This is a genomic window from Rhizobium sp. 3T7 (assembly GCF_020166565.1).
In the GTDB taxonomy this organism is placed as follows: Bacteria; Pseudomonadota; Alphaproteobacteria; order Rhizobiales; family Rhizobiaceae; genus Rhizobium.
This window is the reverse complement of record NZ_JAIQXS010000008.1, coordinates 1-23,620: the sequence shown is the minus strand read 5'-3', so window position 1 is coordinate 23,620 and position 23,620 is coordinate 1. Positions and strand designations below refer to the sequence as shown.

Here is a 23,620-nt window from a genome sequence, read left to right as displayed (position 1 = left end):
AGCCATCGAGAGTGACGGAAATTAAAGCCGCACTTGATTCCTTTATAGAAAATAACAGCGTTAATTCACTCACGACAAAAGCTTAACGGCGAACTTCCAGTCTTGTCGCGACGATCTGCGAGTCTTGTTCATGCCGTGAGTGGTTCGTCGTATCGCATCATCCGGCCGGCATTGGCGAGCACCAGCAAGGTGCTGAAATTATGGAGGAGGGCAGCGACGACGGCGCCCGCCGCTCCGAGAAAGCCGAATCCCGCCAATGCGACGATCGCTACGGTCCAGCCGAGGCCGATGATGACGTTGGTTTTCAATGTCCGGCGGCAGAGCCTGCTGAGGCGGATGCATGTGCCGAGCCGCCGCAAGTCGCTGCCGATCAGGATGATGTCGGAGGAGGCGAGCGCGATATCGGCACCGCCCGCGCCCATCGCGATACCGACGGCACCGGCCTTGAGAGCCAGCGAGTCGTTGATCCCGTCGCCGACGACAAGGGGTTTGAAGCCGCTTTCCGTCTCGCTTAACACGCGTTTCAGCTTGTCGGCGGGCAGGGCCTCGGCCGCAACATCGGTTATGCCGATCTCTCGCGCAAGGGCATGCGCGACCGACTGACGGTCACCGGTCAGCAGAAGCTGCCGGTTGAGCCCAAGCGCCCGCAATTCCGTCATCGCAATCGCTGCCTCCGGCTTGACGGTGTCCGACAGGAGAAGCCAGGCGACAAAGTCTCCGCCGACGGAAATGCCCGCGAGCGGACCGTCATGCGAGGGGACCAAGGGAGCGATGACGGACAAGCGTTCAAACAATTCGGGACGTCCGAGGGCGACTTCGCCCGCTGCCGTGCCCGCAACGACACCCAGCCCTTGAAGTTCCCGGACGTTCGTCATCGGATGGTAAGTATTGACGAGCGAGGCCAGAGCCCGGCTGACCGGGTGACTGCTGGCGGCGCCCAGAGAGGCCGCCAGGGCCAGAACAGTCTCCCGATCCGTATTGCCCGTAAGCCTGATCTCCTGGAGCCGAAGCCGACCGAAGGTGAGGGTGCCGGTCTTGTCGATGACCAGGGAGGTCAGATCGGCCAGCTCTTCCAGAAATGCGGAGCTGCGGATGAGGATGCCGTGTCGCGCTGCAACCGCGATACCGGCAATCGCTGTTGCCGGCGCGGACAGGACCAGGGCGCAGGGGCAGGCCGCGACCAGGATCGCTAGCATGATCTGGTCATTGTAGGTGAGGAACCAGGCGATGGCCGCTATCGTCAGTACGAAGCCCAGATATTGCTGGGCGTAGCGCTCCAGCAGCCGCGTGATCGGTGGCTTCGAGTTTTCTGCCCGCTGCATCAGCGCGATGACCTTTCCGAGTGTCGAATCTTCGCCGATTCGGGTCACCTCGATCTCGAGGCGGCCGTCCAGATTGATCGCGCCGCCGAAGACGTCCGTGCCGGCGGAGACTTCGAGAGGTATGGATTCGCCGGTAAGTGGCGCGGTGTCGAGGCTCGCCTGTCCCTCCCGGACGCGACCGTCGGCGGGAATGCGGTCTCCCGCTCTCACCTCCACCAGATCGCCTGGCTTGAGCGCGATATTATCGACTTCACGCGTGCCACCATCCGGCGTGATCAGCCGTGCATGGCTACGGGTCAGACGCGCCAATGCCTCCATCGCTTCTTTCGATCCAATGACGCTTCGCTCCTCCAGCACATGGCCGAATATCATGATGATCGGGAGGAGGGCCGCGGTCAGCAGATCGCCGGTCGCCCAGGCAGCCAGCATTGCAAGAGCGATTAACTGGTCGGTGATGCCATGCAGGCTTGGATGGCGCAGACTGTGCCAACCGGAGCGGATGACCGGAACTGCGACGATCAGCGAGGCCGCTGCGAGCAGAAGCTGACCGACGCCCTCTTCGTCCGGCGCAAGCCAGCGCCAGGCAATGCCGAGCGCAAGCAGGCTCAAGGCGATCATGGCCAAGGTAAGCTGAACGGCCGCCGCCTGCTTTTCGTTGGCGGTCAGCAGGCCGGCGCTGAGGACATGGTGGTGATGGTGCGCGTGGCCATGGGAGCCGTGCGAATGATCGGTCGCGACGCTCATTTGTCGGCTCCCTGCAGAATGAGGCGCGTATCGTCCCTGGGGTCGACCGTGATTACCGAGCCTGCTTGCGACAGGATTTTGGCAACGCGATCTCGATAGAGGCGCCAGGCAAGACCGGAATCGCTATGGGATCCCTGCGCGCTTGCAAAGCCGGTGATGGTGGCCGTGTCGGCGCGCGCCTTTGCCAGACGTTCGCTCGATTGGGCTTCCGCCATCTGCAAAATCCGGTCGACTTCCTGATCGGCGGCCTGCCTGTCCTTCTCCGCATCATTCTGCGCTGACGCGATCGCCTGTTCTGCCTGCTGGCTTGCCGTCAGCACTCCATCGAAGGCGCCCACGGCCGTCGCCGGAAGCGCGGATTGAACGTCGGCACGGTCGATCTCGATTCCGAGACCCATGCCCTTCGATTTCAGCGCGTCTAGGCTGGCGTTGATGCTGTTCACCAGGTCGGCGCGCAACCGCTCGCGGCGCTCGGCGGTATCGCTGTCGGCAGAGACCAGTTCCGGGCGCGCGACCAGAATGCTGTCCACATCGCGTGAAGCACAGATCACAACGGCGCTACGGGTCACGAGGCGGTCGAGCGCCGGAAGGACATGCTCCTCTTGCAGGGCATAGGCGAAGGGGTCGGTTACCCGATAAAAGACACGGATATCGAGCTGAACGACACTCGCGTCTGCGGTCAGCAGATATCCCGATCCCGCCAGAGTATCGCTCTCTGTCTCAGCGTTGGCCTCGCCGGCCTGCGCGGCTGGCGAGCGAAGCAATCCATCGATCCGGCGTTCCAGAACCGTTGCGGCGTCGGGCAGAAGCAAGACGTTTTCGAACGGCGCGGGCAAAGCCCATAACAGGCCGGATTCCTGCACCCGGTTCAAGGCGCCCAGCCGGAGGACAACAGCTCGGTTTTGTGGAGTGATCTCCCGGATATTGGATATTGCCCAGCCGACCGCCGCCAGCACCATGATCGCGGAGAGCAGCATGGACACCAGACGAATAGCCTGATGTTGCGCCGTTGAATTCCTATCCCCGATGGTGCGCATCTCTAATGTGCTCCACCAGCCGACGCGGCGCTGGGTGGCCCATCGACCAAAGCCCGGAAAGGTGCTGCGTCGGTTCGTAGGACAAGGCGCGTATTGGAGCTGACGATCGCGCCGAGCGTGTCGAGGGAGCGGAGCAGTTCGTAAAGTTCTGGCGCACTTTTATAAGCCGCTCCATAGATCTGTGCCGCTTCGACCCGGGATTTGGCTTCTATATCGGCGGCTTTCACGGTCGCGTCCGCCTGCAGCACTCTCGCGTCGCGTTCTGCTGCTGAGCGGATTTCCGCGGCCTGCCGCTTGCCGATCGCAGCACGTTCGGTGGCGATGGTCTCACGCTCGGCCCGCATGCGGTCGACGGTGGCGCTCAACGTCACCGAAGGTAGGGTCAGGCGCTCGATACCGACATCGACAACCTGTAAGCCGTAGGTATCGAACAATTGCTGTGCGATCTGGGCTTTGAGCTGCGTCTCCAGGGCATCGATCCGGAGCTTGTCCGGATCGGGGTTGATCAGTGACGACAGTTCGAAATTGCTGGCCGTGGTCTCCAGCGACGATCCGAGGAACGTGCGGATTTGTGTCGCTGCCTGGTCCGGCTGGTTCCGAACCGACCGGACGAAGCGCTTGATGGCATCCGGATCGGGCGGGACCTGCCAGATGGCATAGGCCTGCGCGATGATCCGCAGCCCATCCTTGGTTCCGACATCCTGCAGGCCGCTGGACGTCGATTTGGCGCGAAGATCGACGTCGATGGTCTTCTCCAGGGGAACGGGAAGCCGCAGGGCGAGGCCTGGATTGATCAGAACGCGAGCCGGATTGCCAAATCTGGTGATGATGGTTGCGGCTCCCGATCGCACCTGCACGAGGCAGGCGGCGATCAGAATGATGGCGACGACGATTATCGCGACGATCAGGCGGGACCACCGAAATGGCATCGTCTCGTTGTGATCATCGCCGTGAGAATGATGATGGTCGTGACCATGATGGTCTAAGTTCGGATGGGCGTGCGCATCAGTCATGGGCCAGTTTCTTCGCTTTGGTATGGAGTGTTAGGCTCAGGCGTTGTGTCGGGATCGACCGGCACCGTCATGCTCCGGAGATCGAGGGTCGGAGCGATATTTCCGCCGATACGGTGATCGAGGACGAGAGCCTTCGAGTGGGATAGTCCCATCGTCAGTTGATTGAAGTACTCCTCTGTCAGGAACGCCTGCCCCGCCTCGTGGAAAGCCGATTTCTCAGCCTGGAAGCGCAGTTTTGCGACCTCTGAAGCCGCTATGCCTTCCTTTGCCGTCGCCGTCGCATTGTCCTGCTGGAGGCTGGCATTCAATTGCGCCTCATTCGTCTGTTCGGCCGCCGTTCCCCGCTCGCGCGCAACCAGCGCCTCCGCGCTGATCTGCGCTGCCTGGACCCCGTGAAAGGCGTTGGCCGCACCGGCGGGTGGGTGGATGGCCTCGACGACGACCGCCAGGATTTCGATGCCACTGTTCAGTTCATCCATGTTCTTCTGGACTGCCAAGGCGATATCGTTTGCCAGCGACAACCGGCCTTCGCTGAGGACATCGTTGAGCGTTCTTCTGGCAAAGTCATGGACCAGTACACGGTTTGCGGTACTTTCGATCAAGGCCGGTAGATCGGCGACCCGATAGGCCGCTTTCATCGCCGCCTCATCCGAAAGACCGATGCGGTAGACGAAGCGCACGTCCATGTTGACGATCTGAAAACCTTGTCCGCCGCTGGTGCCGCTCGCGATGACCTGCGATTTCTCGCTGATATGCGAGGCATCCCACAGCCGGTTCGCACTTTCCGGCGCTGGCCCTTCGGCATCGGCCAGCGGTTCGCCGTTGCCGTTCGTGCTAACGGAAGTTGCCAGCTCGTGCACGGTGCCGTTCTCGATGGGAATGATACGACCAAACGGCCATGGAAGGCCAATGTGCAGGCCGGAGTGCCGGATGCCCTCGGCCTTGCCGAACCGCTCGTACACGCCCCGGCCGGTCATCGGAATTTCGCGTATGCCGCTCAACAGCCAGCCTAGAAGGAGCGTTCCGAGCATGATGGTCGGAGCCGTCTTTCGAATGAACGAAAAGGCCCAGATCTGCCGAAGGTCGATGCCCTGCTTCGTCCGCAATTCAGATTCGATGCCGATCAAAGGCTGAGGCGGCCACTGAAGAGTGCCTGCGACAAGGCTGGTGGCGATCAATGCTGGCTCGCGGCTGTCGTCTTGCGGGCGGAACATGGCGGCGACCGCACGCAGCAGAAGCTCAAGCCCGACAAGGGCAACAAAGCCTCCCAATGCCGCCAGGAGTTTGACGGAGAGCCCGGATCCACGCGTGCTCAGGAACAGGCAGAAGGAAGACAGGACGAGGACGAAAATAGGTAAGCGCGCCAATTGCGAAATCGCTTTCGCCTCGGGCCATTCCTCCGCATCGATCGCGGCAAGCCGCCTCTCCGTTACCAGCAGTAGAAAGGCGAAAGCCATACAGACCGCAATGATGAGAAAGGTCATCGTTCCGATCGTTATGTCGTCCGCCTCCAGGCTCCAACCGGCATAGACGATCAAACATGCGAAAAGGGAAAGGCTCCAGACTGAGAGCGGGCGGGTGCCGATGCGCGACACGAGCGACTTTCCTGCAACAAAGACACTTTCGCTCAAACGGTCGATGTGGTCCGGCTCTTCGATTTCCTGCAGGGACCACAACGAGGTTAGAAAAGCAACGAGCCATCGCATCGGCCTTCCATGCGGGATGCTGGGGAGACCGGCTTTTTCCTGACGCCATCTGACGACGTCGTAGGCCGATCGCAGCCCAGCACCGAACAGGACAAGTGCAGCCGCGTTATTGCAGAAGAAGGCGACCCAGATTGCGTTCAGGTTGAAGGTATTCGCAATCAGAGCGCAGAGCAAAAGCAGGGCCACGAAAACCGAGATGCCGAGGCCGTGGCTCGCAAGGTCATGCGCTTGAGCCGCCGCAAGTTGGAAATCTGCTCGGTCTTTGATCTCAGGAAGCTGCTGGATATTGTTGGAATTAGCTTTCGGTATTGCCATACTGTATGCGCTCTTCCGTGGAGCTTTGAAGAAAGGCTTTCTATCTGTCTCGCCAGCACCACAGCGATTTTGGGTGTGGGGATACGTTATTACGTATCATCCTTTTATCTGCAAGACTTCGCCGTGATAAAGGTATTGACGGGGCGATGCTCTGATATGTATGCCTCAGAAACTGACGGTGCCGCAGAAGGTTTCTACCAAACTAAGCCCGGTCGTCATCATCGCTATCAATCTCATCTTCAGCGAATGGGCGCTTCGCGACGCGCGGCGGTAAAGCTGTCACCGTCCGATGGGCACGACAGCATGTAACAAGATTGTAAACCTGGCGCGTCGACAAGTGCAGGGCCGCCGCCGCCCGAGCGATGGCCGATTGTCGTGAACCGAGCCGTGGAGTGGCATTTCTACACCAGTCCTGTTACCGGACTTCGCGGCCCGTCGGACGGCCAGCCGGTGCTGGACGGGCTGAAGGCCATCCACCTCAATCCGGTGAGCGTATCCCAAGCACTTGGGTGGGGAATTGCACGCGCAGAGAAGGCCGGCCAGGACTTGCACAAAACGTTTGGAAATAACGTGAACTGCGTGAAAAAATGCGCAACAAATGATCGCACCGAAGGCGACGTCTTATTGTTACCTCGATTACGCCACCTGCCGGATCTGGGATTCGGACAGGTGAAGTCAATGAGAATTCTGGTCGTCCGGGAGGTGACCTGAGAATTTGAGTGCGCGCTCGTCTTCGCTGAGGAGGTCTCCGCGAACACGGGCGGCAAGGGCCGCCGACTTGACGAGGCGGGCAACTGCTTGTCGTTGAGGCGATCTGCTCCACCGTCTTTGCCTTTACCGGTGACCCGGCGGAAGAGGGGGCCTTGGCGAGCTTTGCGAACTTGATCCAGGTTTGGACGGCGACGGTCGGGCAGGTGGCGTCGGAAGAGCCGCGCCCGACCTCCACCTCGCGCCAGCCTGGCTTGCCGCGCAACGTTACCAGCATGCCCTTATCGAGGATTTCAAGCCAGCCGCGACCATCTTCGCCCTGCTGCTGGCCGACATCTACACCGACGATTTCGGAGCGGCGCAGGCCGGTAAAGCCGATCAGCAGCATCGCCCGATCCCGCAAGCCGCGTAAGCTACCGCGATCCAACGTCTCCAGCATTGCGATCAGGTCTTCCGGCAGTATGGCTTCTTTCTGGCGGGGAGGGGCGACGTGGGTGCTGCGAATGCCAGCGAGCACCGTGGCTAAATGGCTGTCTTTCCGATCGAGCGGCGTCCCTGAGGCGCAGGCGAGGCCTGCCCGGCGCTGGCCGGTGTTGCAGAGGCTATCCTAATTTGACAACCCCGGTACTTGCCCCCAATTCTGCTTGCATGGGGTTGGAGAGTTGAAGTCGCGATGCGGAGTGATGCTCACCGAAAAGGTGCATTGATCAAATGGATGCTCGGCCGTGAAACGCCGCACCACGCAAGCCGTGTTTCCTCGATGCGCAGCTTCTGGGGTCTGATGAGCGCCTATTGGCTTTCCGAAAGCTGGCGCGAGGCTTGGGGACTGACACTTGCCATTCTGGTCCTCACAACATTATCCGCCAAGGCCAGCGTTTGGTTCGCTGTAACCTCGGGCGAACTGGTCAACGGGATAGCCTACTTCCATCATCCAACAACGCCCACCACGCTCACATCGCTGCTGACCACCGCGGCAACCCTTGCCGCGATCGCGATCCTAAGGGACGCAGGTTTCACAGCAGTCCGTCATTTCTTTTCGACCACGCTTCACCGCAAGTGGCGTGAGTGGCTCGACCGATGCTTCAACGAAGCACTGCTCGATTCCAACCATACGCATTTCCATCTACAGCAAATCGGATCCGACGCGGCCGGATCCGCCGTCCCCGCGCCGGACAATGTCGACCAGCGCATCCAAGAATCAATCAAAGGCATGACCGGGGGCGCCCTCGGTCTCGCGATGGGCATCGCGGGCGTCGTGCTGTCGCTGGGCTTCGTGGGTAGCAAACTCATAGAGACGTCGAGCGACGTCAGAGGGCTCGAGTTTCTGGGCAGTTACGGCAGCGCCTGTGTGGCTTTCGCGGCAATCACGATTTACGTGCCGCTTAACACCTTCATCGCAACGAAGCTGGGCGGGATGCTCCAGCGCCTATCGGTGCGTATGCAATGGGCGGAAGGCAGCTACCGCACCGAATTGAACACACTCCTGCACCGCAGTTTCCATGTTGCTGTCCTCCATGGCGAAAGAGCCCAAAAACTCGTGAACAAGCGTCGCTATCTCGACATAGACCAAACCTGGACCAGCCTTAACCGGGTTACTGCCATCTACATGGGATTCGAGCTGGTCCACAATTTCATCGGCTCGCGGATTGTCGCTTACGCACCCGGCCTATTCCCCTTCGTGGACAACAAGCTCAGCCTGCAGTCCTATGTCACCGGTGCCGAACTGGCGAATGCACTCATCAACGAATGCTCGTGGTTCATTCACGTCATGCCCGACATTGCGACGCTCAAGGCGAATGCTCGCCGAATAACCGATCTCGCAAAAGCGATCGAAACCGTTCGGCGGCCTCAGGAGTTTTATGCGCAAACCGGCCCCTACGAATTCCAATACGCCAAGCAGGACCCCGTGCTCGGACTCACTGTTCAGCAGATCGAACTCCTGCATGCGTGCGTCGATCTTCCTTTTCTGGCCGCCGACAAGCTACACTTTCTGCCAGGCGAGTGGACTTTGGTCGTTGGCGATTCAGGTAGCGGTAAAACCTCACTTCTCAAGGCGATAAACGGCCTTTGGGCGCACGGCCGCGGCACAATCGTGACGCCAAGGCATGTGAGGAGCCTTTATGCCGCTCAGGATGTAAAGCTCCAGACCGTGTCTTTGAAAGATCTTGTCTGCCTTCCGGACTCGGTCGACGAGCACTCCGACACGTGTGTCGCAGCGGCGTTGCATAAGGCGGGGCTCGGCGAGCTCATCGAAGAACTCTCAAAGGATGGCCGCGATGGCCAGAGCTGGGATCAGCTTCTGTCCGGAGGCCAGAAGCAGAAGCTCGTCCTTGCTAGAATCCTTTTGCTGCGACCAGGACTCCTGTTCCTTGATGAGGCAACGAGCGCACTCGATACCCAGGCGGTGCATGCGTTCCTCCACGCGATCAAGGATCATTGCGGAAAGGCGACAGTGATCGCCGTCATGCATGACGTTTCGCCTATACAATCAGCGAGCGGCATCGATTTCTTCGACAGCGTGCTCACCATCGAAAAAGGCGTGGCCAAAAAAAATGCCATCGCAGCTTGGCGTCTGACGGGGAAGTGAAGGCGGTTGGCCAGATCCGGAACTCCGCAGAACCTACAGCGTGGGCCCGGTAAAATTCGACCGAGTGTCCGGTTGAAGGAATCACCGGGCTCTGCCACCATCTCTACGTTCCGTTGAGTTCGGATCGAGTCGTCAATGTTGTGCGCGGAGCGCGACGACTGCGAATGATCCTGTCTAAGCCAAACCGAAGAGGGAAAAGCGATGACAGCCGCCGAGAAAAGACCAGACCACCAGTATAACGCCGTGGAACAAGCGATTGCATGGCATTCGGGTGATTTGAGAGCTACGATTTCCACGTTGATCGAAGACTGCAGGCACCTAAGAGATCAACTCGATACCGCTCAGAAATGCATGAGCAGAGGCTTGACGCGAGGTTGGTTTCCCAGTCCGGAGCGCTAAGGCAAATGCGGCGGGGTATTCGCAGGCCGCAGGGCAGGTGCTCCATTCCCGCTGTTCTTTAGCTGGCGCTAATCGTCTATATCATCGCGGCCAGAATCGAAGGAACACGATGACAAAGAAGCTGAACTCGTTGGAAGCGACAAGAGATTGCGTTTCGACTGCTCGTCCGTTCAAGGGAGCTTTTATGTACGTTGCTGTTGCCGCCGTTGCGGTGATGGCATGGTCAGTGACGGAAACGCACGAAGCGCCGGCAAGAACGGGCGAGCACGTGGCAACAGTTATTCACTGAGGAATATCAAAAGACGGGATTTCGGCCCGGAGCGATCTGCTCGGGGAGCGAGAAGATCGCGGAAATACTTCGCGATCCTGCCTTTGCGGCTGGCATCTTCGGCTTCACAGCCGAATTTCCAAGCGTCGTGACGCGCCATCCAATCACCAATCGCAATTGCGTCACGGGCACTGTCGGCGCGACCTGTAACAGGCTTGGACGGAACTCAATCCTGATTGAGCAACAGCTTAACTACGTCGAGATCGCGCGCGCAAGGCTGCCGCCGCTAGGACTACGCGTCGCGAGCAGGATGTCACTGCGTAAAACCCGGCAGAACGTCTTTCTTTAATGCTCGTCGGTGTCTCTATTCGGAGACATGGTCGGTATGTCGCAGTCCTAATTTCCGGAGACCGGTTGCGGTGGCCTTGATGGATTGTAGTCGAGGCGAGGCAGATCGGGGGCGCTTCTATCGAATTCAGCGAAAATGTGAGACTATTTGCTCTGGCAATTTTGTACCGCAGGAGCGAGCACTTCAGTGGATCGAAAGCTTGCAGCCATCCTCTCCACAGACGTTGCCGGCTTCAGCCGCCTTGCGGCGCTGGATGAGGAGGGCACGGTTCGCGCGCTCGGCTTGTGCCACGATCGGATTGCGACGTTGGTTCGCGAGCACGGCGGTCGCATATTTGGTAGCGCGGGTGACGGACTTGTTGCGGAATTCCCGAGTGCTGTTCAGGCCGTCCGTTGCGCGGTTGAAATCCAACGTCAACTTCCCGGCCTTTCGGAAGACCTCCCACGAGATCGTCGCCTGGAGTTCCGGATCGGCGTGAATCTAGGCGATGTGGTGGTGTCAGGCGACGATCTTTTAGGAGATGGCGTCAATATAGCGGCGCGCTTGCAGGAAATGGCCGCCCCCACAGGCATTTGCATATCCGGATCAGTGCGCGAGCATCTGGACGGAAAGGTTCCGTTCACGCTGACCAGCCTTGGCGAACGGGCTTTGAAGAACATCCCGCGGCCAATCTGGGTCTTTCGGGTCGACTGGTCGCGAGATATGCCTGATCAGGGCGGTGATGGGCCTGCGCCCTTGCTCGCGACGCGGTTCGGGAAAGATCAGCCGTCGATCGTGGTTATGCCCTTCGACAACCTGAGTGGTCCCAGCGATGAGTATTTCGTTGACGGAATGGTGGAGGAGATCACCGCGGCCTTGTCCCGCGTTCGAGACTTTTTCGTGATCGCGCGTCAGTCCGCGTTCACGTACAAGGGGCGTTTCGTCGATGTGCGTGACGTTGCCAGGGAACTCGGCGTCACTTACGTGGTCGAAGGGACTGTCCGCCGGGGAGGGGATCGGCTTCGCATTTCCGTCCAATTGGTCGACGCCGAGCGGCGGACTCAGCTTTGGTCGGAGCGTTATGAGGGCGCGACCAAGGACCTCTTCGAGCTCCAGGACAGGATCGCGGCGCAGGTCGCGGGCGCAATACATCCGGCGATCCGCAGCGCAGAAATCGAGCTGTCGAAGCGCAAGCCGCCAAGCAGTCTGCGGGCATACGACCTTGTCATGCGCGCCTACCCATACCTCTGGGGCCACAATAAGGACGCCATCAAACTGGCAATTCCATTGCTGCAAAGTGCCATTGCCATTGACCCGGCTTACGGCCGAGCCCACGCATTCCTGGCGTGGTGCCACGCCCAGAACGTCGGATATATTTGGACCGAGGAGCCGGAACGGGAACTGGAACTCGCATTGAGCGCCGTCGAGGCTGCAACGCCGTCGATTGACGACGATCCGACTGCTTTGACTGCGGTCGGGGGCGCATTGAGCCACTGCGGCGATCAGGAGCGAGCGGCGGCCTTCCTGCAAAGAGCGCTGGCACTCGATCCAAACAGCTCATGGGCATGGGCCAGGTTTGGCTGGGTTGCAAGCTACAAAGGCGAGCCTGATCGCTCCAGGGAGCGGTTCGAGCGAGCGATGACGCTTAGTCCGGCGGACCCGCTAGCCTTCAACATGAGAATGGGGTTCGCTCTCTCGTTGGCCTTGGCAGGCTCCCTTTCCGAGGCAGTGTCCATTGCCCGTGAGGTGGTCAACAGACATCCAGAGGTGACCTGGCCCTACCGGATGATGACTGCCTGGTCGGCCATGGCTGGCGACCATGAAACGGCCCGATGGGCCGCAAAGAGGCTGTTGGCAGCCGAGCCGGACTTTACGATCGAGCGTTACATGACCCGTCCTGTGTTTCGGGACGTACCGGGATGGGCAGATGAGATGACTAACGGCTTGCGGCAAGCAGGATTGCCGGAGCGCTGACGCCAGTCTAGGACTTGCCTTCGAAAGCATTGTTACCACAGCCCATTCAGTTGGCCGTTACGCCATGGAAATGTTAGACCGTGCCTGGAAAACTGACAGGTCCGGAAATGAACATCATACTCCTCCCTGGTTTCATGACAGATGCATCCCTTTGGGATGACCTCCTCCCGACATTGCAGGCCATCGCGCGCGTGAAAGCGATCGATCTCAGCGGCGCGACTACCATGGCCGAAATGGCAGACCTAGTCCTTGCCGAGGGGCCGGACACATTCGTCCTGATCGGCTTCTCAATGGGCGGTTATGTTGCGCGCGAAGTGGTGCGCAAGTCGCCGGAACGGGTCACGGCTCTGATATTGATAGCAACGTCTGCCAGAGGTGACACGGACGAGCAGGCGAAAGGCAAGAAGTTCTCGGTCAAATTGGTCGATCCTGAGCGCTTCCATGGTCTGAGCCGAGGTGCCATCATTAGCTCGTTGCACCAAAGCCGCTCTTCGGACGAGGCGATGATCCAAAGAGTACGCACCATGAGCGAGCATGTTGGCGCGGATGTTTTCATTCGTCATGCCAACGAAGCGAGAGGCGGGGATTTGGAGAGGTTGCACGCCATAACGTGTCCAAGTCTCGTCATCGCCGCTGATGGCGATCGACTACGCACCCTCGATGAGGCTCGCGAACTGGTTCACGGCATTGTCGGTTCTAGCCTTATCGTGATTGAAGGATCGGGACACATGATACCGATCGAGCAGCCTCAAGCGTTGACCGATGCGATCATACCTTGGCTTGAGAAGCTGAAGGACCGCGCGCCCCGCTAGCCGTGCGAACTGGCAACGGCGTTCGAACCCAGCTGGCTTAGCTTCTGGCGAGGATAGGTTGTGTCCGCCATTGGGTTCCAGGCCGCGAAGACGGAAAACCAGGCATTAGAGGTCTTGCCACCCGAAGAATGTCGGGCCAATTGCGTTCGATCAGAGCAACTAAGGCGTGCCCGCAGTGAAAGATAACAATGACGGCGGTTCAAAAGCCATTCCGGCAGAAAAATAGAATAACGTTCCTGTGGCTGTTTGCGGCATCGGTGATGATCGTGATGATCCTGTGCCGCCCGGCTATCAGCGAGAGGTCCCCCATCCACGATCTCTTTGAAGTATCCGGATTTCTGCTTGTACTGACCGGGGTGTTCGGCCGTCTTTGGTCAATCCTGTACATCGGCAACAAGAAAAACGTCTCGTTGGTGACGACGGGACCGTATTCCGTGACACGAAACCCGCTCTATTTTTCCTCCACGATCGCCGTCACCGGCGCTGGGCTTTACTATGGGTCGATCGCTCTCGCCGTCGCTCTGTGCGCTGGCTCCTGCATCGTGTCCTACTACACGGCAAAAAGGGAAGAAAGCGATCTGCGAAGCTTGTTTGGGGCGCGATACGGGCTATATGCCGAAACCGTGCCGTTCTTCTGGCCGGACTTCAGGCTGTTCAAATCCGCAAAGGAAGTGACTTTCTCGACACGCCCCCTGGCGAGGACCTTTCGAGACGCGATTTTCTTCGTGATGCTCTATCCTGCGCTGGAACTGCTCGAATATTTGCACGTCAATGAACTGACGGTCACCCTGTTTCACCTTCCATAGTCACGTTCTGGTGAGCGGATGCCTCTTGCTCCACGATACCACTCTGCTCTGCAGGACCCGCGCTTGGCGTAGGATTCCGCCCCCTCCCGCAAACGACCCCAAGTTCATAGCTCGCTCTCTCTTCGCAATGCGTGCCAGCCGAGAGGCTGCGAAGAGGGGGCTAGACCTCACCTCTCGGGCCGGCAAACGCGACATTCGGGGATCAATCCGATCGCTGGAGGGACTATCAAGTTTTAGGGAAGGTCGAAAGAGCCCGATGTCTTATTCGACGTTCTCGCGGATTTCGCTCTCGTCGGGCAGGGCGGTGGCAGCTTGCTCGCGCTTCCAGAAGTCACCTACCACTGCGCGTCTAAGTTCCGTCTCTGACACGACGCGATCAGGGTCCACTGCCTCGCCCCGCTTCAGCGCCTCGCGGTGAGTTGTCCACATCATATCCGGACGGACGCTCTCGTGCCGTGCTGCTTCGGCCGCAAGTTTGGACGTGTGAAGTCCGATCACGACTTCCTTCTTGCCAGGTGCTTCGACTAGGTCAGTCGGCACCCGCCGACGCATGCTGTAGGTGCTTCCTCGTCTGACAAGGCCGGTCACTTTGGTCATGCTTCTGACCTCGCTGTGTAGCATTCTCATGTAACAGCGCGGCAGAGTAAAGCATTGATTTTATTTAAATATTTTTTTACAATCCCTCAGAAGGGGATTGGTGGGCCCGGAGGGAGGAAGCGGGCACACCGGCGCGAGCCTGGATTAGAAACGAAAACAATGCCTTGTGGGACTTTTGGGTACGTTTTCGAGCTTGTTTCTGTGTACGGAGCGATCCGGTAAATGTCAACATTTCGCCTGATAAGCGACGACCTGTTTAGTGTTCAGTTGCCCGCTCTTGGTTGAGGGCGAACAGACGGGCAAGCACGTCTTCTTCCGTCAGGTCGGCCGCCCAACCATATGCTGCTGCTACAGCCTCATCCAGGGCCTTGTGTGCAAGGTCTAACCAAGTGGGACGCTCGTTATATAGGTTTGTCAGCGTCCGCTTCTTCAATATTTTTCCGGCCTCTTCGTTGGCAGGAACGATCCGGTCTGGAAATCCAGGCACAACTTCTGGGGTTCGGCGAACTAGGTCTGGAGGGTTTAGCCAGTTTTCTCGTAGATCGTTTAGCCGTTTCGCGGCATCTGCAATTTTGACGGCCCTGGGATCAGTTGCGTACTGGTCAGCGCGAATGTCGGGTGTCAGCCCCTTAGGGAACGGGAAGGTCTCGAAGGTACTGCCGGGGGTGTATACTGGATCATTACCGACACCGTGAAACTGGCAGTTGTTCAGCGACCAAATCTCGTGAAACCTCGACGACAGGATACCAAAGGTAGTGTCATCGTTTTTATCGATAGCAACAATTCTGGTGTCCGGCACATAGCCAGCCGAAACCCATCTGAAGACTCTGTGTTTGGATACGAGTCCAGTGGCAAGGAAGCGGGTTCCGCGACCATATATGGCCCGCACGTCATCACCGGACCGTCGGAATTTCCACCAATTGCTCGCGGTTCGCCCCTCGTTGTTTGATGCTCTAACTTGTTTCACTGCAGAAAGAAGATGATTGAAGGGTTCTTCGAACTGGGAGGCCGCCAATTCGTCCAGACCAAAAAAATCGATGATCCAGCAATCCCTCGGGCGTCCGGCTAAATCGGACCAAGCGACGAACGGACGCAACACGTCGGAGTTATATCTGCCGTTGACGTTTTGCGGTGATAATAACCAAGACCGTGCCGCATCTCCGAGAACATCAAATGCGCCACCTCGTTCAATGCCACGCGCACAGAGACCCGTATTTGCCACAAGAGTAGCTGGCGTGGACCGATCTTTGCTGCCGCCCGTCAGATTGGCGAATATTTGGGGCACATAGCTTCCGTTGAGAGAGCCGCCGTTTTGCGGACCTCCAAAACAGACAATCGAAACTCGAACGCTCGCTCCGGCGACTACCCAAGGCTCGTCGGGCCAGGCTGCAAAAATGTTGTTCGCGGCAACAGCGTCCATTGCGACGCGGTTCACAGGAGCCCTCACCATATTGGTTGTGACGAATCCTACCCGCTCGACAGAACCTTCCGAGATCAGCGCTGCAGCCTTGACCAACCAGTACGATACTAAGTCGGAGGAATTTCCGATGCGCCCAGAATAAACAGCACGAAGAGCGTTAGTGTATTCTGACCCTAATTCGTTTCTCATCCACTTCCCTCCCAAAAACGGAGGGTTCCCGATGATAGCGTTCGCCTGGGGCCAATTCGCCTCCGTAAAGCTGCCTTCGCCAGCATCACCCGCTACCTGGTTCAAAAGAGCATCCCGATACTCGATGTTGCTAAGCGGCTTCAGGATAGGATTCTCGCTCGCTGAAAAGCCATTTTTCAGCATCCATTGAATTTCCCCGATCCAGACTGACACCCGTGCCAATTCCGCAGCATAAGGGTTGATCTCGATACCCCTTACAACCTCTGGCCCTATGCGGGGAAATCCCCTTGGCAGCCCCAGTGCTTCGGCTTCCACCTGGGCTCTATGTTCGAGGTCCTTCAAGGCTCGCAGTGCTAAATAAAGAAAGTTACCCGAACCACATGCCGGATCGAGAATGCGAAAATCGCCGAGCCGCTTTAGATACCCATCCAAAACGCCCTGGGCCTGGTTCTTGGCCTTGGTTCTCCCTCCGCCTTTGCCAGCGGAGGCCTTGTCCATCAAGGCAGTAATTTCTGCTTTGGCTTGTTCCCACTCGGCTGCTAACGGCTCCACGATCACTGGATTTATGATCATCATGATCTTGTCGCGGTCTGTGTAGTGAGCGCCCAGCTGACTACGCTTTTCAGGGTCGAGACCGCGTTCGAAAAGCGTACCAAGAATTGAGGGATCAATGTCGCCCCAGTATTGGGCGGCCGCATCGCGAACGATTTTGATTTCGCTTTTGGTAAGTGAAATCACCAAATCATCATCAAATAGTCCGCCATTGAACCATGCGATGCGCTCAAAGCCAACGCGACCACCTGATTTCATTGCAGCGAACAGATCACGAGCAAATGCCTCAAACTCTGCCGGTTCTTCAAGTGCCCGCTCAAGCATCCTTGTGAAGATACCATCAGGAAGAAGCTTGACGTCTTCGGCGAACATGCAAAACACGAGACGATTGATGAAATGTGCTACCAGCTCGGGCGCATGTCCGCGTTCACGAAGCGAGCGTGCGAGCTTGGCAAAGTCACCCGCTACTTCTTCAGTGAGTTGCTGTCTGGTCTTTTTGGGTCGAAGTGTCTCGGGATCGGAAAAGACGGCCTTGAGCCACCCTCTTTTTTCTGGGTCTCCCAAGTCGGAGATCGGAATCTCGTAGACCTTCGAGACGGAGTTCGTCCAGTTGGTATGGACGCGGATCAAGCTGCCAATGTCAGAGACCACCAGTAGCGGTGGGTTGTCGAGTGCAACGGCATACCGTTGGAGCTGGGCAAATGCGGTGTCGAGGTTGGCTTTCGTTCCCTTGTATTCCCATGCAAAGAAACCACGCTTGAAAACGTCTGCAAATCCCTTGCCACCCGTCGTTTTCGTCGCCCCTACCTCAAAACCGTAGTCAAGGCCGGTGGGATCAACTTGGGCTGGCGTCGCCTCGTCCAGTAATCGGCAAAGGTCGAGGAAGTGCTCCTGGGCTGCGGAGCGTTCCTTGAGCGCCGAATTCGACCATTTTTGAGTGAATTCTTTTGGTTGCATGATTTGACTTGCCTGTTGATCGTTGGCAGTTAAATCAGATTCGCAATGCAACGAGAACTGAGTCCAGTGCGGGGACCTAACTTCGGTCTCCCTTCTCCCTCTACGGACATTTGAGCCATGATCCGCGTGCGGCATCCGCATGGGCGGCATCTATTCCAGTTCGGTGCGGGAGCGGCCCAATCAGCGTGGGATAACGTGAAGTTGGTCATCGAGGGTTGAGTGATTAACATTCATCCCCAAAAGCGTGCGTGCTAAGAAAATACCTCGATTCAGCAATGTGATTCTTTAGCAACCCAAAGGCATCGGATGGCTACTCACGACGTTGTCAGGCAAGTAAGCTATGTCCAGCAGGCGCTCTCGCAAAATAGGAAGCATCTCGGCTTCTTTATTGGTGCTGGGTGTCCCCTCTCTGTTCGAGTAAATCACCGCGAAGAGGGTGATAAGGTTGTCTCGGATGCGCTGATACCGGATGTTGTTGGTCTCACAGGGATTATCAATGAGAAGCTAAAAGGCGCTAACTCCGACAAGCCAACGACCTGGGACCGAGTAATCAGCCTTGTTCGGCAGGATGGCGGCAACGATAAGAACATTGAACACGTGCTCACACAGATAAGATTGCTGGCGAGCGTGGCCGGAAAAGGTACTGTCAGAGACCTCACCGCCGACCAGTTGTCGAATTTAGATAGAGATATTTGTACAATAATTTCCAAGGTAGTAGATCAAGAGCTGCCTAACTCGAAGACTCCGTACCACAATCTAGCTGTTTGGACGCGGTCTATCAAACGAGAGCAGCCTGTTCACATCTTTACGACTAACTATGACCTGCTACTTGAGCAGGCTCTTGAGGAGTCCTCTGCGCCGTATTTTGACGGCTTTATCGGCACCCGGAGAGCGTTCTTCGATTTAGGGGCGGTGGAAAACGAAGGTGATCTTCCGGCACGATGGTCTCGCCTTTGGAAAATCCATGGATCGCTTAACTGGCAACTAGATAAAACGAACAATGTCGTCAGGTCCGATCAACCAACAGAAGGGCAGAAGCACCTAATATATCCGTCGCATTTGAAATATGATCAAAGCCGAAAGATGCCATACTTGGCAATGCTAGACAGATTAAAGGAATTTTTGCTCAGGCCTTCATCTATATTGTTTATGTCCGGATATTCATTTGGTGACGAGCATATCAACGACGTGATTTGCCGAACATTGGCGTCTAATCCGACTGCGCATGTATTCGCGCTCTTATTTGGTCAATTGAATGACGAGAAGTACGGACAAGCTAGAACATGTGGACTTGGCACGCCTAACTTAAGCGTCCTTGCCTTCGACGGCGCTATTGTTGGTCGTACTCCAGGTAAATGGAAATATTCCGATCTACCTTTCCCCTTGCCGGGCGGTATCGTCGTTCCTGACGAAAAGGGGGAAACGTGCGAGCTGAAGCTCGGAGACTTCATGCAGTTTGGAAACTTGCTCCGAAATATCACTGCGGCCGGTGACGACGCCAATGGATGAACTCGCAAGCCAAGCCACCTTGCTAGGAACGGTGCAGGATGTCAGCGGAACGTCCGTCAGCGTGACTCTTCAAGGAAATCAGTTCTCGGGTCTCAGTTTTGTAAATGGCCAGGGATATCGAATTGGTCAGGTGGGGAGTTTCGTGAAAATCCCTATTGGGTACGTTGAGCTTTTCGGAATTGTCTCGCAGGTGGGTGCCAGCGCAGTCCCTGAACGCATGGCCGCCGAGATGCCCAACGGGCATAGATGGATCAAAGTTCAGCTGATAGGCGAGGGATACAAAGGCGGAAAGTTCCAACGCGGGATTTCGCAGTACCCGACCATCGAAGATGAGGTTCATCTCGTATCTGAAAACGACCTGGCCTCTATCTATGGCAGAAAGGCGGAGCAGCACCATCTAGTTAAGGTGGGCCATATTGCTGGCAGTGAATCAATTGAAGCTCTGGTGGATATCAACAAGCTCGTCACACGACACTCTGCGATTGTCGGCACAACCGGGTCAGGTAAGTCAACTACGGTAGCTGGCCTTCTAAACGCCCTAGCCGACACCAGTCGCTTCCCATCGGCAAGAATAGTGGTTCTTGATATCCATGGCGAGTATTCAAAGGCGCTTGGTGATCGCGCGAACATCTACAAGGTCAATCCGGACCCCCACAATGATCACGAAAGGCCGCTCCAAATCCCGTTCTGGGCGATGAGTTTTGATGAGCTACTAGGGGTGACATTCGGCAGCTTACCGTCTGATGGCAAGGCGAAGAATGTCATCATGGAGAGGATAATCCAACTAAAGACGGAAACCCTCCAAAAATATCCGCAGCCAGGCATCACTCTTGACAATCTGAGCGTCGATAGCCCGATCCCGTTTTCCCTCAACCGCCTTTGGTATGATCTCTATTGTCTTGAGTTTGGTACGTATTATTCGGACGGTGGAAAAACGCCCATCCGCGCCAATTGGGCGTACGAGAAGAACGCGGCTGGTGACGATTTAGTGGGAGATGCAGAGAAGGGCGTTCCCCCAAGGTTTCGCAAGCCGAAATCTGTGAAGGACGACCCCGAGAAGATTAATTGGTTGCCTGACCCCCTCAACATACGAGCGCAACTCGATAGTTTGGGCGCAAAGCTGCGAATTTCTCGGTTCGATTTCGTGCTCAGGCCAGGGAAGTGGCAGCCGAAAGAAGATGGTGAGCTTGAGGCCGATCTGGCCGAACTGATGCAAAGTTGGCTCGGTAGTGCCAGGCCAGTTACGATTCTTGATCTGTCGGGAGTGCCGACGACGCTGATGAATGACATCATCGGCATCCTGCTTCGGGTGCTTTACGACGCCTTGTTCTGGGCGCGTAACCTATCGCAGGGCGGCAGGGAGCGGCCCCTGCTGATTGTTATGGAGGAGGCGCACACATACTTGAATGACAATTTCCACGGGGCAGCTTCGTCAATTGTCCAGCGAATTGTGAAAGAGGGACGGAAGTATGGTATTGGCGCGATGATCGTCAGTCAGCGCCCGTCTGAAATCAACCCCACTATTTTGTCGCAATGCGGTACGTTCTTTGCGCTGAGGCTTAGCAATGCAACCGACCGCTCCCACATTACAAGTGTGTTGACGGACAATCTGGAGGGATTGACAAACATGCTTCCGATTCTGAGAACGGGTGAGGCCATCATATTAGGCGAAGCTGTCGGGCTGCCGATGCGAACACTGATACAAGCCCCTCCAAAAGATCAACGCCCCGACAGCCAAGACCCGGTGGTATGCGATGATTTGGCTCCTGAATTATCAATGATCCCAGGTGGCTGGAATATTTCAATGGAAGAGAACCCGAATTACGACGAGTTCGTTCTAGTTTGGCGGCAGCAAAACCCTCGCATTGTTCGACAAGTTGAAGAGGAACAGAAGCAATGACCTGGCATACTTATCCTTCATTTGAATCATCGAACATTCATTCAATTAGATACAATGAGTCTACGTACACTTTAGAAGTGGCTTTTCAGAATGGCGGCGTTTACGAATACTACGATATTCCTTCGCACGTCAGCAAAGAATTCGAACAAGCACCCTCGAAGGGGCAGTACCTCGCGGCAAACATCAAGGGCGTTTATCGCTATAGCAAAGTTTAGAAATGCCAATTGTAACTCTGAATCACCAGACAAAACGACTTCAAGTGAATTCATTTGAGGTCGAAAATCAGATACTCTTTAGTTTCTTCGACAATCTCCCTGCTGCTGACCGAGACGAGAAGCTCCATAGGGCTCTTTACATCGGCGTTCTGGCTCTTATGGAAGATCGGATATCATCCTTCCTTGCAAAAACATCCAACGAATTAGGGACGGAGCTGGAAAGCCTTAAGCTGATTTTCGACATGAAGAAGGAGCTTTTCTTCAAGTCGTCGGTCAAGGGTAATCTCGCTGAAGAGGAGATAGCCGAATACCTTTCTGCTTTCCTCTCGGAGCGTCGCCTTTCTGATAGGGTTGAACTGACGGGAAACGCAGCAGGTAGTCTACATAAAAACAAGACTGGCGATATCGTTTGTTACATTGACGGCAGCAATGATATTAAAATTGCTATCGAGTGCAAGTTTGATAAGGGCATTCGACTTGGAGATATTCAATCAAAAGATATCTTCACGAAGAAGAGCGATACTGCCTGGAGTCAGCTCATTGAAGCTCAAGCGAACCGCGACGGTAGGGTTGGCATTATTGTTTTCGACGCGTCCCTGGTCGACGGCGGCATCTTATCCGCTGTTCAAGACGTGAGGTATATACCTGCGATAGGGTTCGTTGCGATCATAGACTCGCTCAAAGGCGATTACCGGAACCTTACGATAGCTTATATGTTGGCGCGAGATATCGCGATCAATACAAAATCTATCGAGTTCGACAAAGATATTATGTCTATTATTGTCAATAGAATTATCAAGGACATCAATGAAGCTCTGAGTGTTAAATCGTTAGTGAATTCAAATATTGAAAATTGCAAAAAGATATTACTGCAGCTCGACAAAAGCATGCTGTCGATGGAGTTTAATCAGAGATATATGGCGAAATTCCTGAAGGATGGACAGTTCACAAAGGAAGACCTTCTCGATTTTTATTCGGGAGAAGAAGTAAGGGACAGGTTCCGACTGCTGGAGAGAGAGATAAAGGCCATTTAGGTATACCCTGGCGGGCGCTTGCCATCGACGGTCAGATGGCGTCCGCAAGGGTGGCTACTTGCATCCGGAGCCCCAGCCTCCGAACGTTACCCAATCGGAGTGTCTTGTCCTAACCTCCGCCGATAGCGATCCTTGTTCAAAGGAGATCGCGATGCAGCTTAGGCCCACTCAAAAGGAAAAAGTCAAAAAGCAGGAAGAAAGCCGACGCCGCGAACGGCGGCGGCGAGAAGACGAATATCGCAGGCGCATTGAGCGGCTTCGCCGTCAGATCGCGGAAGCTCGCAGGCGGCGGCAGCAGATGCTCTTACTCTTCCTGTTGGCCGTAATAGCAATGCAGGAATCGATCCTTGCGACCTTCCGGCGCTCGTATATCCATTGGCCCGATCCCGCCCCAGAACCCAAGGATTGGACACCCGATCCGGCAAACGACTTTGCGCCCAGGCCCGGTCACGACGACCATTGTGATGGCTTCAGCCGCGAGCAATGGAACCGGATGCTGGATGAGCGCGGTATTCGCATCAGTCGAAAGGCCGAGATTAAAACTGCGTGGGAGGCCGATCCCGACCGCGAGCTTTTTCCAGAGCGTTATCAACTGTGGGGCAGCAAGCCCCATCTTGGCCAGATCATGTACGACCTGACAGCGCCATATTGGCAACAAGACGCTTTGACCGCCCTCAAGCTCTTGTCGCCGCCCGAGACGCACAAATACTTGAAGGAGGCGTGCCTAACCGATCTACGTGATTTGTTGATGTGTCGCGCTGAATCGAGCGATGAGATCGTCAGAAATTTCCGGGTAGCTGCGATTCACTGGGATATCCGCAAGGAGAAAGAGGCCGAGGAAGTACGACGGGAAAAGGAATTGTCGCGAAAAGACGACGACGGCAAAGGAGTTCCGGGGCCGAAATAAAGGGATTTTTCGGAGAATTCCTTGGCTGGAGACCCGAAGGTCTTTCGTTGCAAGGAATTTTCTAAGAAAATCGGTTCGACCAAAGGAATTCTAAAAAATATTCCATAAATTTCGATTTTTATGAGAATTCCTTTGCTAAAATAGCCTATTGACGGAATGAAATTGCTCACCTAGCTATTCGCTGTCCACAACGAAAAGGAGCTTGGGCATGGCGAATACAATCTACATCTCTGCGGACGTGATCCAGAACTCGCTGCTCGACACGGGTGATGCAATTGCCGCATTCGTCAAATGGAAGCCGAAGCGGCGAGAGACGGTCTT

At 56.3% G+C, this 23,620-nt stretch carries 18 protein-coding genes and 1 pseudogene; 12 read left to right on the top strand and 7 right to left on the bottom strand.

The window, feature by feature from the left end; genetic code table 11:
• Window positions 1-128: 128 nt before the first annotated feature.
• Genes K9B32_RS13530 through hflK form a run of 4 tightly spaced genes read right to left on the bottom strand, consistent with a single transcriptional unit; the run spans window position 129 to window position 5,822 of the window.
• Window positions 129-2,066 carry a heavy metal translocating P-type ATPase gene (locus K9B32_RS13530; RefSeq protein WP_224562896.1) on the bottom strand — a complete coding sequence of 646 codons (1,938 nt, stop codon included), beginning with the start codon at window positions 2,064-2,066 and terminating at the stop codon, window positions 129-131.
• Window positions 2,063-3,103 (bottom strand): protease modulator HflK, encoded by a 1,041-nt coding sequence (locus K9B32_RS13525; protein WP_318013335.1) that lies wholly within the window; start codon window positions 3,101-3,103, stop codon window positions 2,063-2,065. The genes K9B32_RS13530 and K9B32_RS13525 overlap by 4 nt, the downstream gene beginning before the upstream one ends.
• A 2-nt stretch (window positions 3,104-3,105) precedes the next feature.
• The gene (hflC, locus tag K9B32_RS13520; protein ID WP_224562893.1) at window positions 3,106-4,116 is read right to left on the bottom strand and encodes a protease modulator HflC; all 1,011 of its coding nucleotides are present in this window, start codon (window positions 4,114-4,116) and stop codon (window positions 3,106-3,108) included.
• On the bottom strand, window positions 4,113-5,822 hold the full coding sequence (hflK, locus tag K9B32_RS13515) for a protease modulator HflK (protein ID WP_224562891.1): 1,710 nt from the start codon (window positions 5,820-5,822) through the stop codon (window positions 4,113-4,115). Before hflK ends, hflC begins: the two co-directional genes overlap by 4 nt.
• A 9-nt stretch (window positions 5,823-5,831) precedes the next feature.
• Here hflK and K9B32_RS13510 point away from each other — a divergent pair, with 9 nt between their 5' ends.
• Entirely contained in the window at window positions 5,832-6,446 is a 615-nt protein-coding gene (locus K9B32_RS13510) for a hypothetical protein (protein WP_224562889.1), read from the top strand.
• Window positions 6,447-6,512: 66 nt separating this feature from the next.
• Window positions 6,513-6,848, top strand: a complete 336-nt coding sequence (locus K9B32_RS13505; protein WP_224562887.1) for a hypothetical protein — start codon at window positions 6,513-6,515, stop codon at window positions 6,846-6,848.
• Here the strand turns inward: K9B32_RS13505 and K9B32_RS13500 are convergent.
• Window positions 6,840-7,401, bottom strand: a pseudogene (locus K9B32_RS13500) (integrase); the annotation flags it as partial. The gene K9B32_RS13505 and the pseudogene K9B32_RS13500 sit on opposite strands and share 9 nt — an antisense overlap.
• 204 nt (window positions 7,402-7,605) lie before the next feature.
• Between K9B32_RS13500 and K9B32_RS13495 the strand changes: the two are divergent.
• The 5 genes from K9B32_RS13495 (at window position 7,606) to K9B32_RS13470 (ending at window position 14,019) form a co-directional block, all read left to right on the top strand.
• Window positions 7,606-9,432: an ABC transporter ATP-binding protein/permease gene (locus K9B32_RS13495; protein WP_224563259.1), complete on the top strand. Its 1,827-nt coding sequence runs from the start codon at window positions 7,606-7,608 to the stop codon at window positions 9,430-9,432.
• Window positions 9,433-9,940: 508 nt separating this feature from the next.
• Entirely contained in the window at window positions 9,941-10,120 is a 180-nt protein-coding gene (locus K9B32_RS13485; protein WP_224562885.1) for a hypothetical protein, read from the top strand.
• 514 nt (window positions 10,121-10,634) lie between these two features.
• Window positions 10,635-12,401 carry an adenylate/guanylate cyclase domain-containing protein gene (locus K9B32_RS13480; protein ID WP_224562884.1) on the top strand — a complete coding sequence of 589 codons (1,767 nt, stop codon included), beginning with the start codon at window positions 10,635-10,637 and terminating at the stop codon, window positions 12,399-12,401.
• 107 nt (window positions 12,402-12,508) lie between these two features.
• A complete protein-coding gene (locus K9B32_RS13475; RefSeq protein ID WP_224562883.1) occupies window positions 12,509-13,213 on the top strand; it encodes an alpha/beta fold hydrolase in 705 nt (234 codons plus the stop codon).
• Window positions 13,214-13,401: 188 nt separating this feature from the next.
• Window positions 13,402-14,019 (top strand): methyltransferase family protein, encoded by a 618-nt coding sequence (locus K9B32_RS13470; RefSeq protein ID WP_224562882.1) that lies wholly within the window; start codon window positions 13,402-13,404, stop codon window positions 14,017-14,019.
• Between the two features lie 261 nt (window positions 14,020-14,280).
• On the opposite strand, the gene K9B32_RS13465 is transcribed toward K9B32_RS13470, so the two are convergent.
• Together K9B32_RS13465 and K9B32_RS13460 are read right to left on the bottom strand one after the other, a co-directional pair.
• Window positions 14,281-14,616 (bottom strand): DUF6538 domain-containing protein, encoded by a 336-nt coding sequence (locus K9B32_RS13465; protein WP_224562879.1) that lies wholly within the window; start codon window positions 14,614-14,616, stop codon window positions 14,281-14,283.
• A 256-nt stretch (window positions 14,617-14,872) separates the two neighbouring features.
• Window positions 14,873-17,734, bottom strand: coding sequence for a class I SAM-dependent DNA methyltransferase (locus K9B32_RS13460; RefSeq protein ID WP_224562877.1), 2,862 nt, complete (start codon window positions 17,732-17,734; stop codon window positions 14,873-14,875).
• Window positions 17,735-18,040: 306 nt separating this feature from the next.
• Between K9B32_RS13460 and K9B32_RS13455 the strand changes: the two genes are divergently transcribed.
• From K9B32_RS13455 to K9B32_RS13435, 5 genes are all read left to right on the top strand, one after another.
• Complete coding sequence (locus K9B32_RS13455) at window positions 18,041-19,243, top strand: SIR2 family NAD-dependent protein deacylase (protein WP_224562874.1); 1,203 nt, start codon at window positions 18,041-18,043, stop codon at window positions 19,241-19,243.
• A complete protein-coding gene (locus K9B32_RS13450; protein ID WP_224562871.1) occupies window positions 19,236-21,143 on the top strand; it encodes an ATP-binding protein in 1,908 nt (635 codons plus the stop codon). The genes K9B32_RS13455 and K9B32_RS13450 overlap by 8 nt, the downstream gene beginning before the upstream one ends.
• On the top strand, window positions 21,140-21,358 hold the full coding sequence (locus tag K9B32_RS13445; RefSeq protein ID WP_224562868.1) for a KTSC domain-containing protein: 219 nt from the start codon (window positions 21,140-21,142) through the stop codon (window positions 21,356-21,358). Before K9B32_RS13450 ends, K9B32_RS13445 begins: the two co-directional genes overlap by 4 nt.
• Window positions 21,359-21,360: 2 nt before the next feature.
• Window positions 21,361-22,392, top strand: coding sequence for a hypothetical protein (locus K9B32_RS13440; protein ID WP_224562866.1), 1,032 nt, complete (start codon window positions 21,361-21,363; stop codon window positions 22,390-22,392).
• Between the two features lie 151 nt (window positions 22,393-22,543).
• Window positions 22,544-23,299 carry a hypothetical protein gene (locus K9B32_RS13435; RefSeq protein ID WP_224562863.1) on the top strand — a complete coding sequence of 252 codons (756 nt, stop codon included), beginning with the start codon at window positions 22,544-22,546 and terminating at the stop codon, window positions 23,297-23,299.
• The last annotated feature ends 321 nt before the right edge of the window (window positions 23,300-23,620 follow it).

Excerpts from the sequence above, each read along its gene's own strand:
- K9B32_RS13530 (WP_224562896.1), bottom strand. The coding sequence starts at position 2,066 with ATGAGCGTCGCGACCGATCATTCGCACGGCTCCCATGGCCACGCGCAC.
- K9B32_RS13525 (WP_318013335.1), bottom strand. The coding sequence starts at position 3,103 with ATGCGCACCATCGGGGATAGGAATTCAACGGCGCAACATCAGGCTATT.
- hflC (WP_224562893.1), bottom strand. The coding sequence starts at position 4,116 with ATGACTGATGCGCACGCCCATCCGAACTTAGACCATCATGGTCACGAC.
- hflK (WP_224562891.1), bottom strand. The coding sequence starts at position 5,822 with ATGCGATGGCTCGTTGCTTTTCTAACCTCGTTGTGGTCCCTGCAGGAA.
- K9B32_RS13510 (WP_224562889.1), top strand. The coding sequence starts at position 5,832 with ATGCGGGATGCTGGGGAGACCGGCTTTTTCCTGACGCCATCTGACGAC.
- K9B32_RS13495 (WP_224563259.1), top strand. The coding sequence starts at position 7,606 with ATGCGCAGCTTCTGGGGTCTGATGAGCGCCTATTGGCTTTCCGAAAGC.
- K9B32_RS13485 (WP_224562885.1), top strand. The coding sequence starts at position 9,941 with ATGACAAAGAAGCTGAACTCGTTGGAAGCGACAAGAGATTGCGTTTCG.
- K9B32_RS13475 (WP_224562883.1), top strand. The coding sequence starts at position 12,509 with ATGAACATCATACTCCTCCCTGGTTTCATGACAGATGCATCCCTTTGG.
- K9B32_RS13470 (WP_224562882.1), top strand. The coding sequence starts at position 13,402 with ATGACGGCGGTTCAAAAGCCATTCCGGCAGAAAAATAGAATAACGTTC.
- K9B32_RS13465 (WP_224562879.1), bottom strand. The coding sequence starts at position 14,616 with ATGACCAAAGTGACCGGCCTTGTCAGACGAGGAAGCACCTACAGCATG.
- K9B32_RS13460 (WP_224562877.1), bottom strand. The coding sequence starts at position 17,734 with ATGCAACCAAAAGAATTCACTCAAAAATGGTCGAATTCGGCGCTCAAG.
- K9B32_RS13455 (WP_224562874.1), top strand. The coding sequence starts at position 18,041 with ATGGCTACTCACGACGTTGTCAGGCAAGTAAGCTATGTCCAGCAGGCG.
- K9B32_RS13450 (WP_224562871.1), top strand. The coding sequence starts at position 19,236 with ATGGATGAACTCGCAAGCCAAGCCACCTTGCTAGGAACGGTGCAGGAT.
- K9B32_RS13445 (WP_224562868.1), top strand. The coding sequence starts at position 21,140 with ATGACCTGGCATACTTATCCTTCATTTGAATCATCGAACATTCATTCA.
- K9B32_RS13440 (WP_224562866.1), top strand. The coding sequence starts at position 21,361 with ATGCCAATTGTAACTCTGAATCACCAGACAAAACGACTTCAAGTGAAT.
- K9B32_RS13435 (WP_224562863.1), top strand. The coding sequence starts at position 22,544 with ATGCAGCTTAGGCCCACTCAAAAGGAAAAAGTCAAAAAGCAGGAAGAA.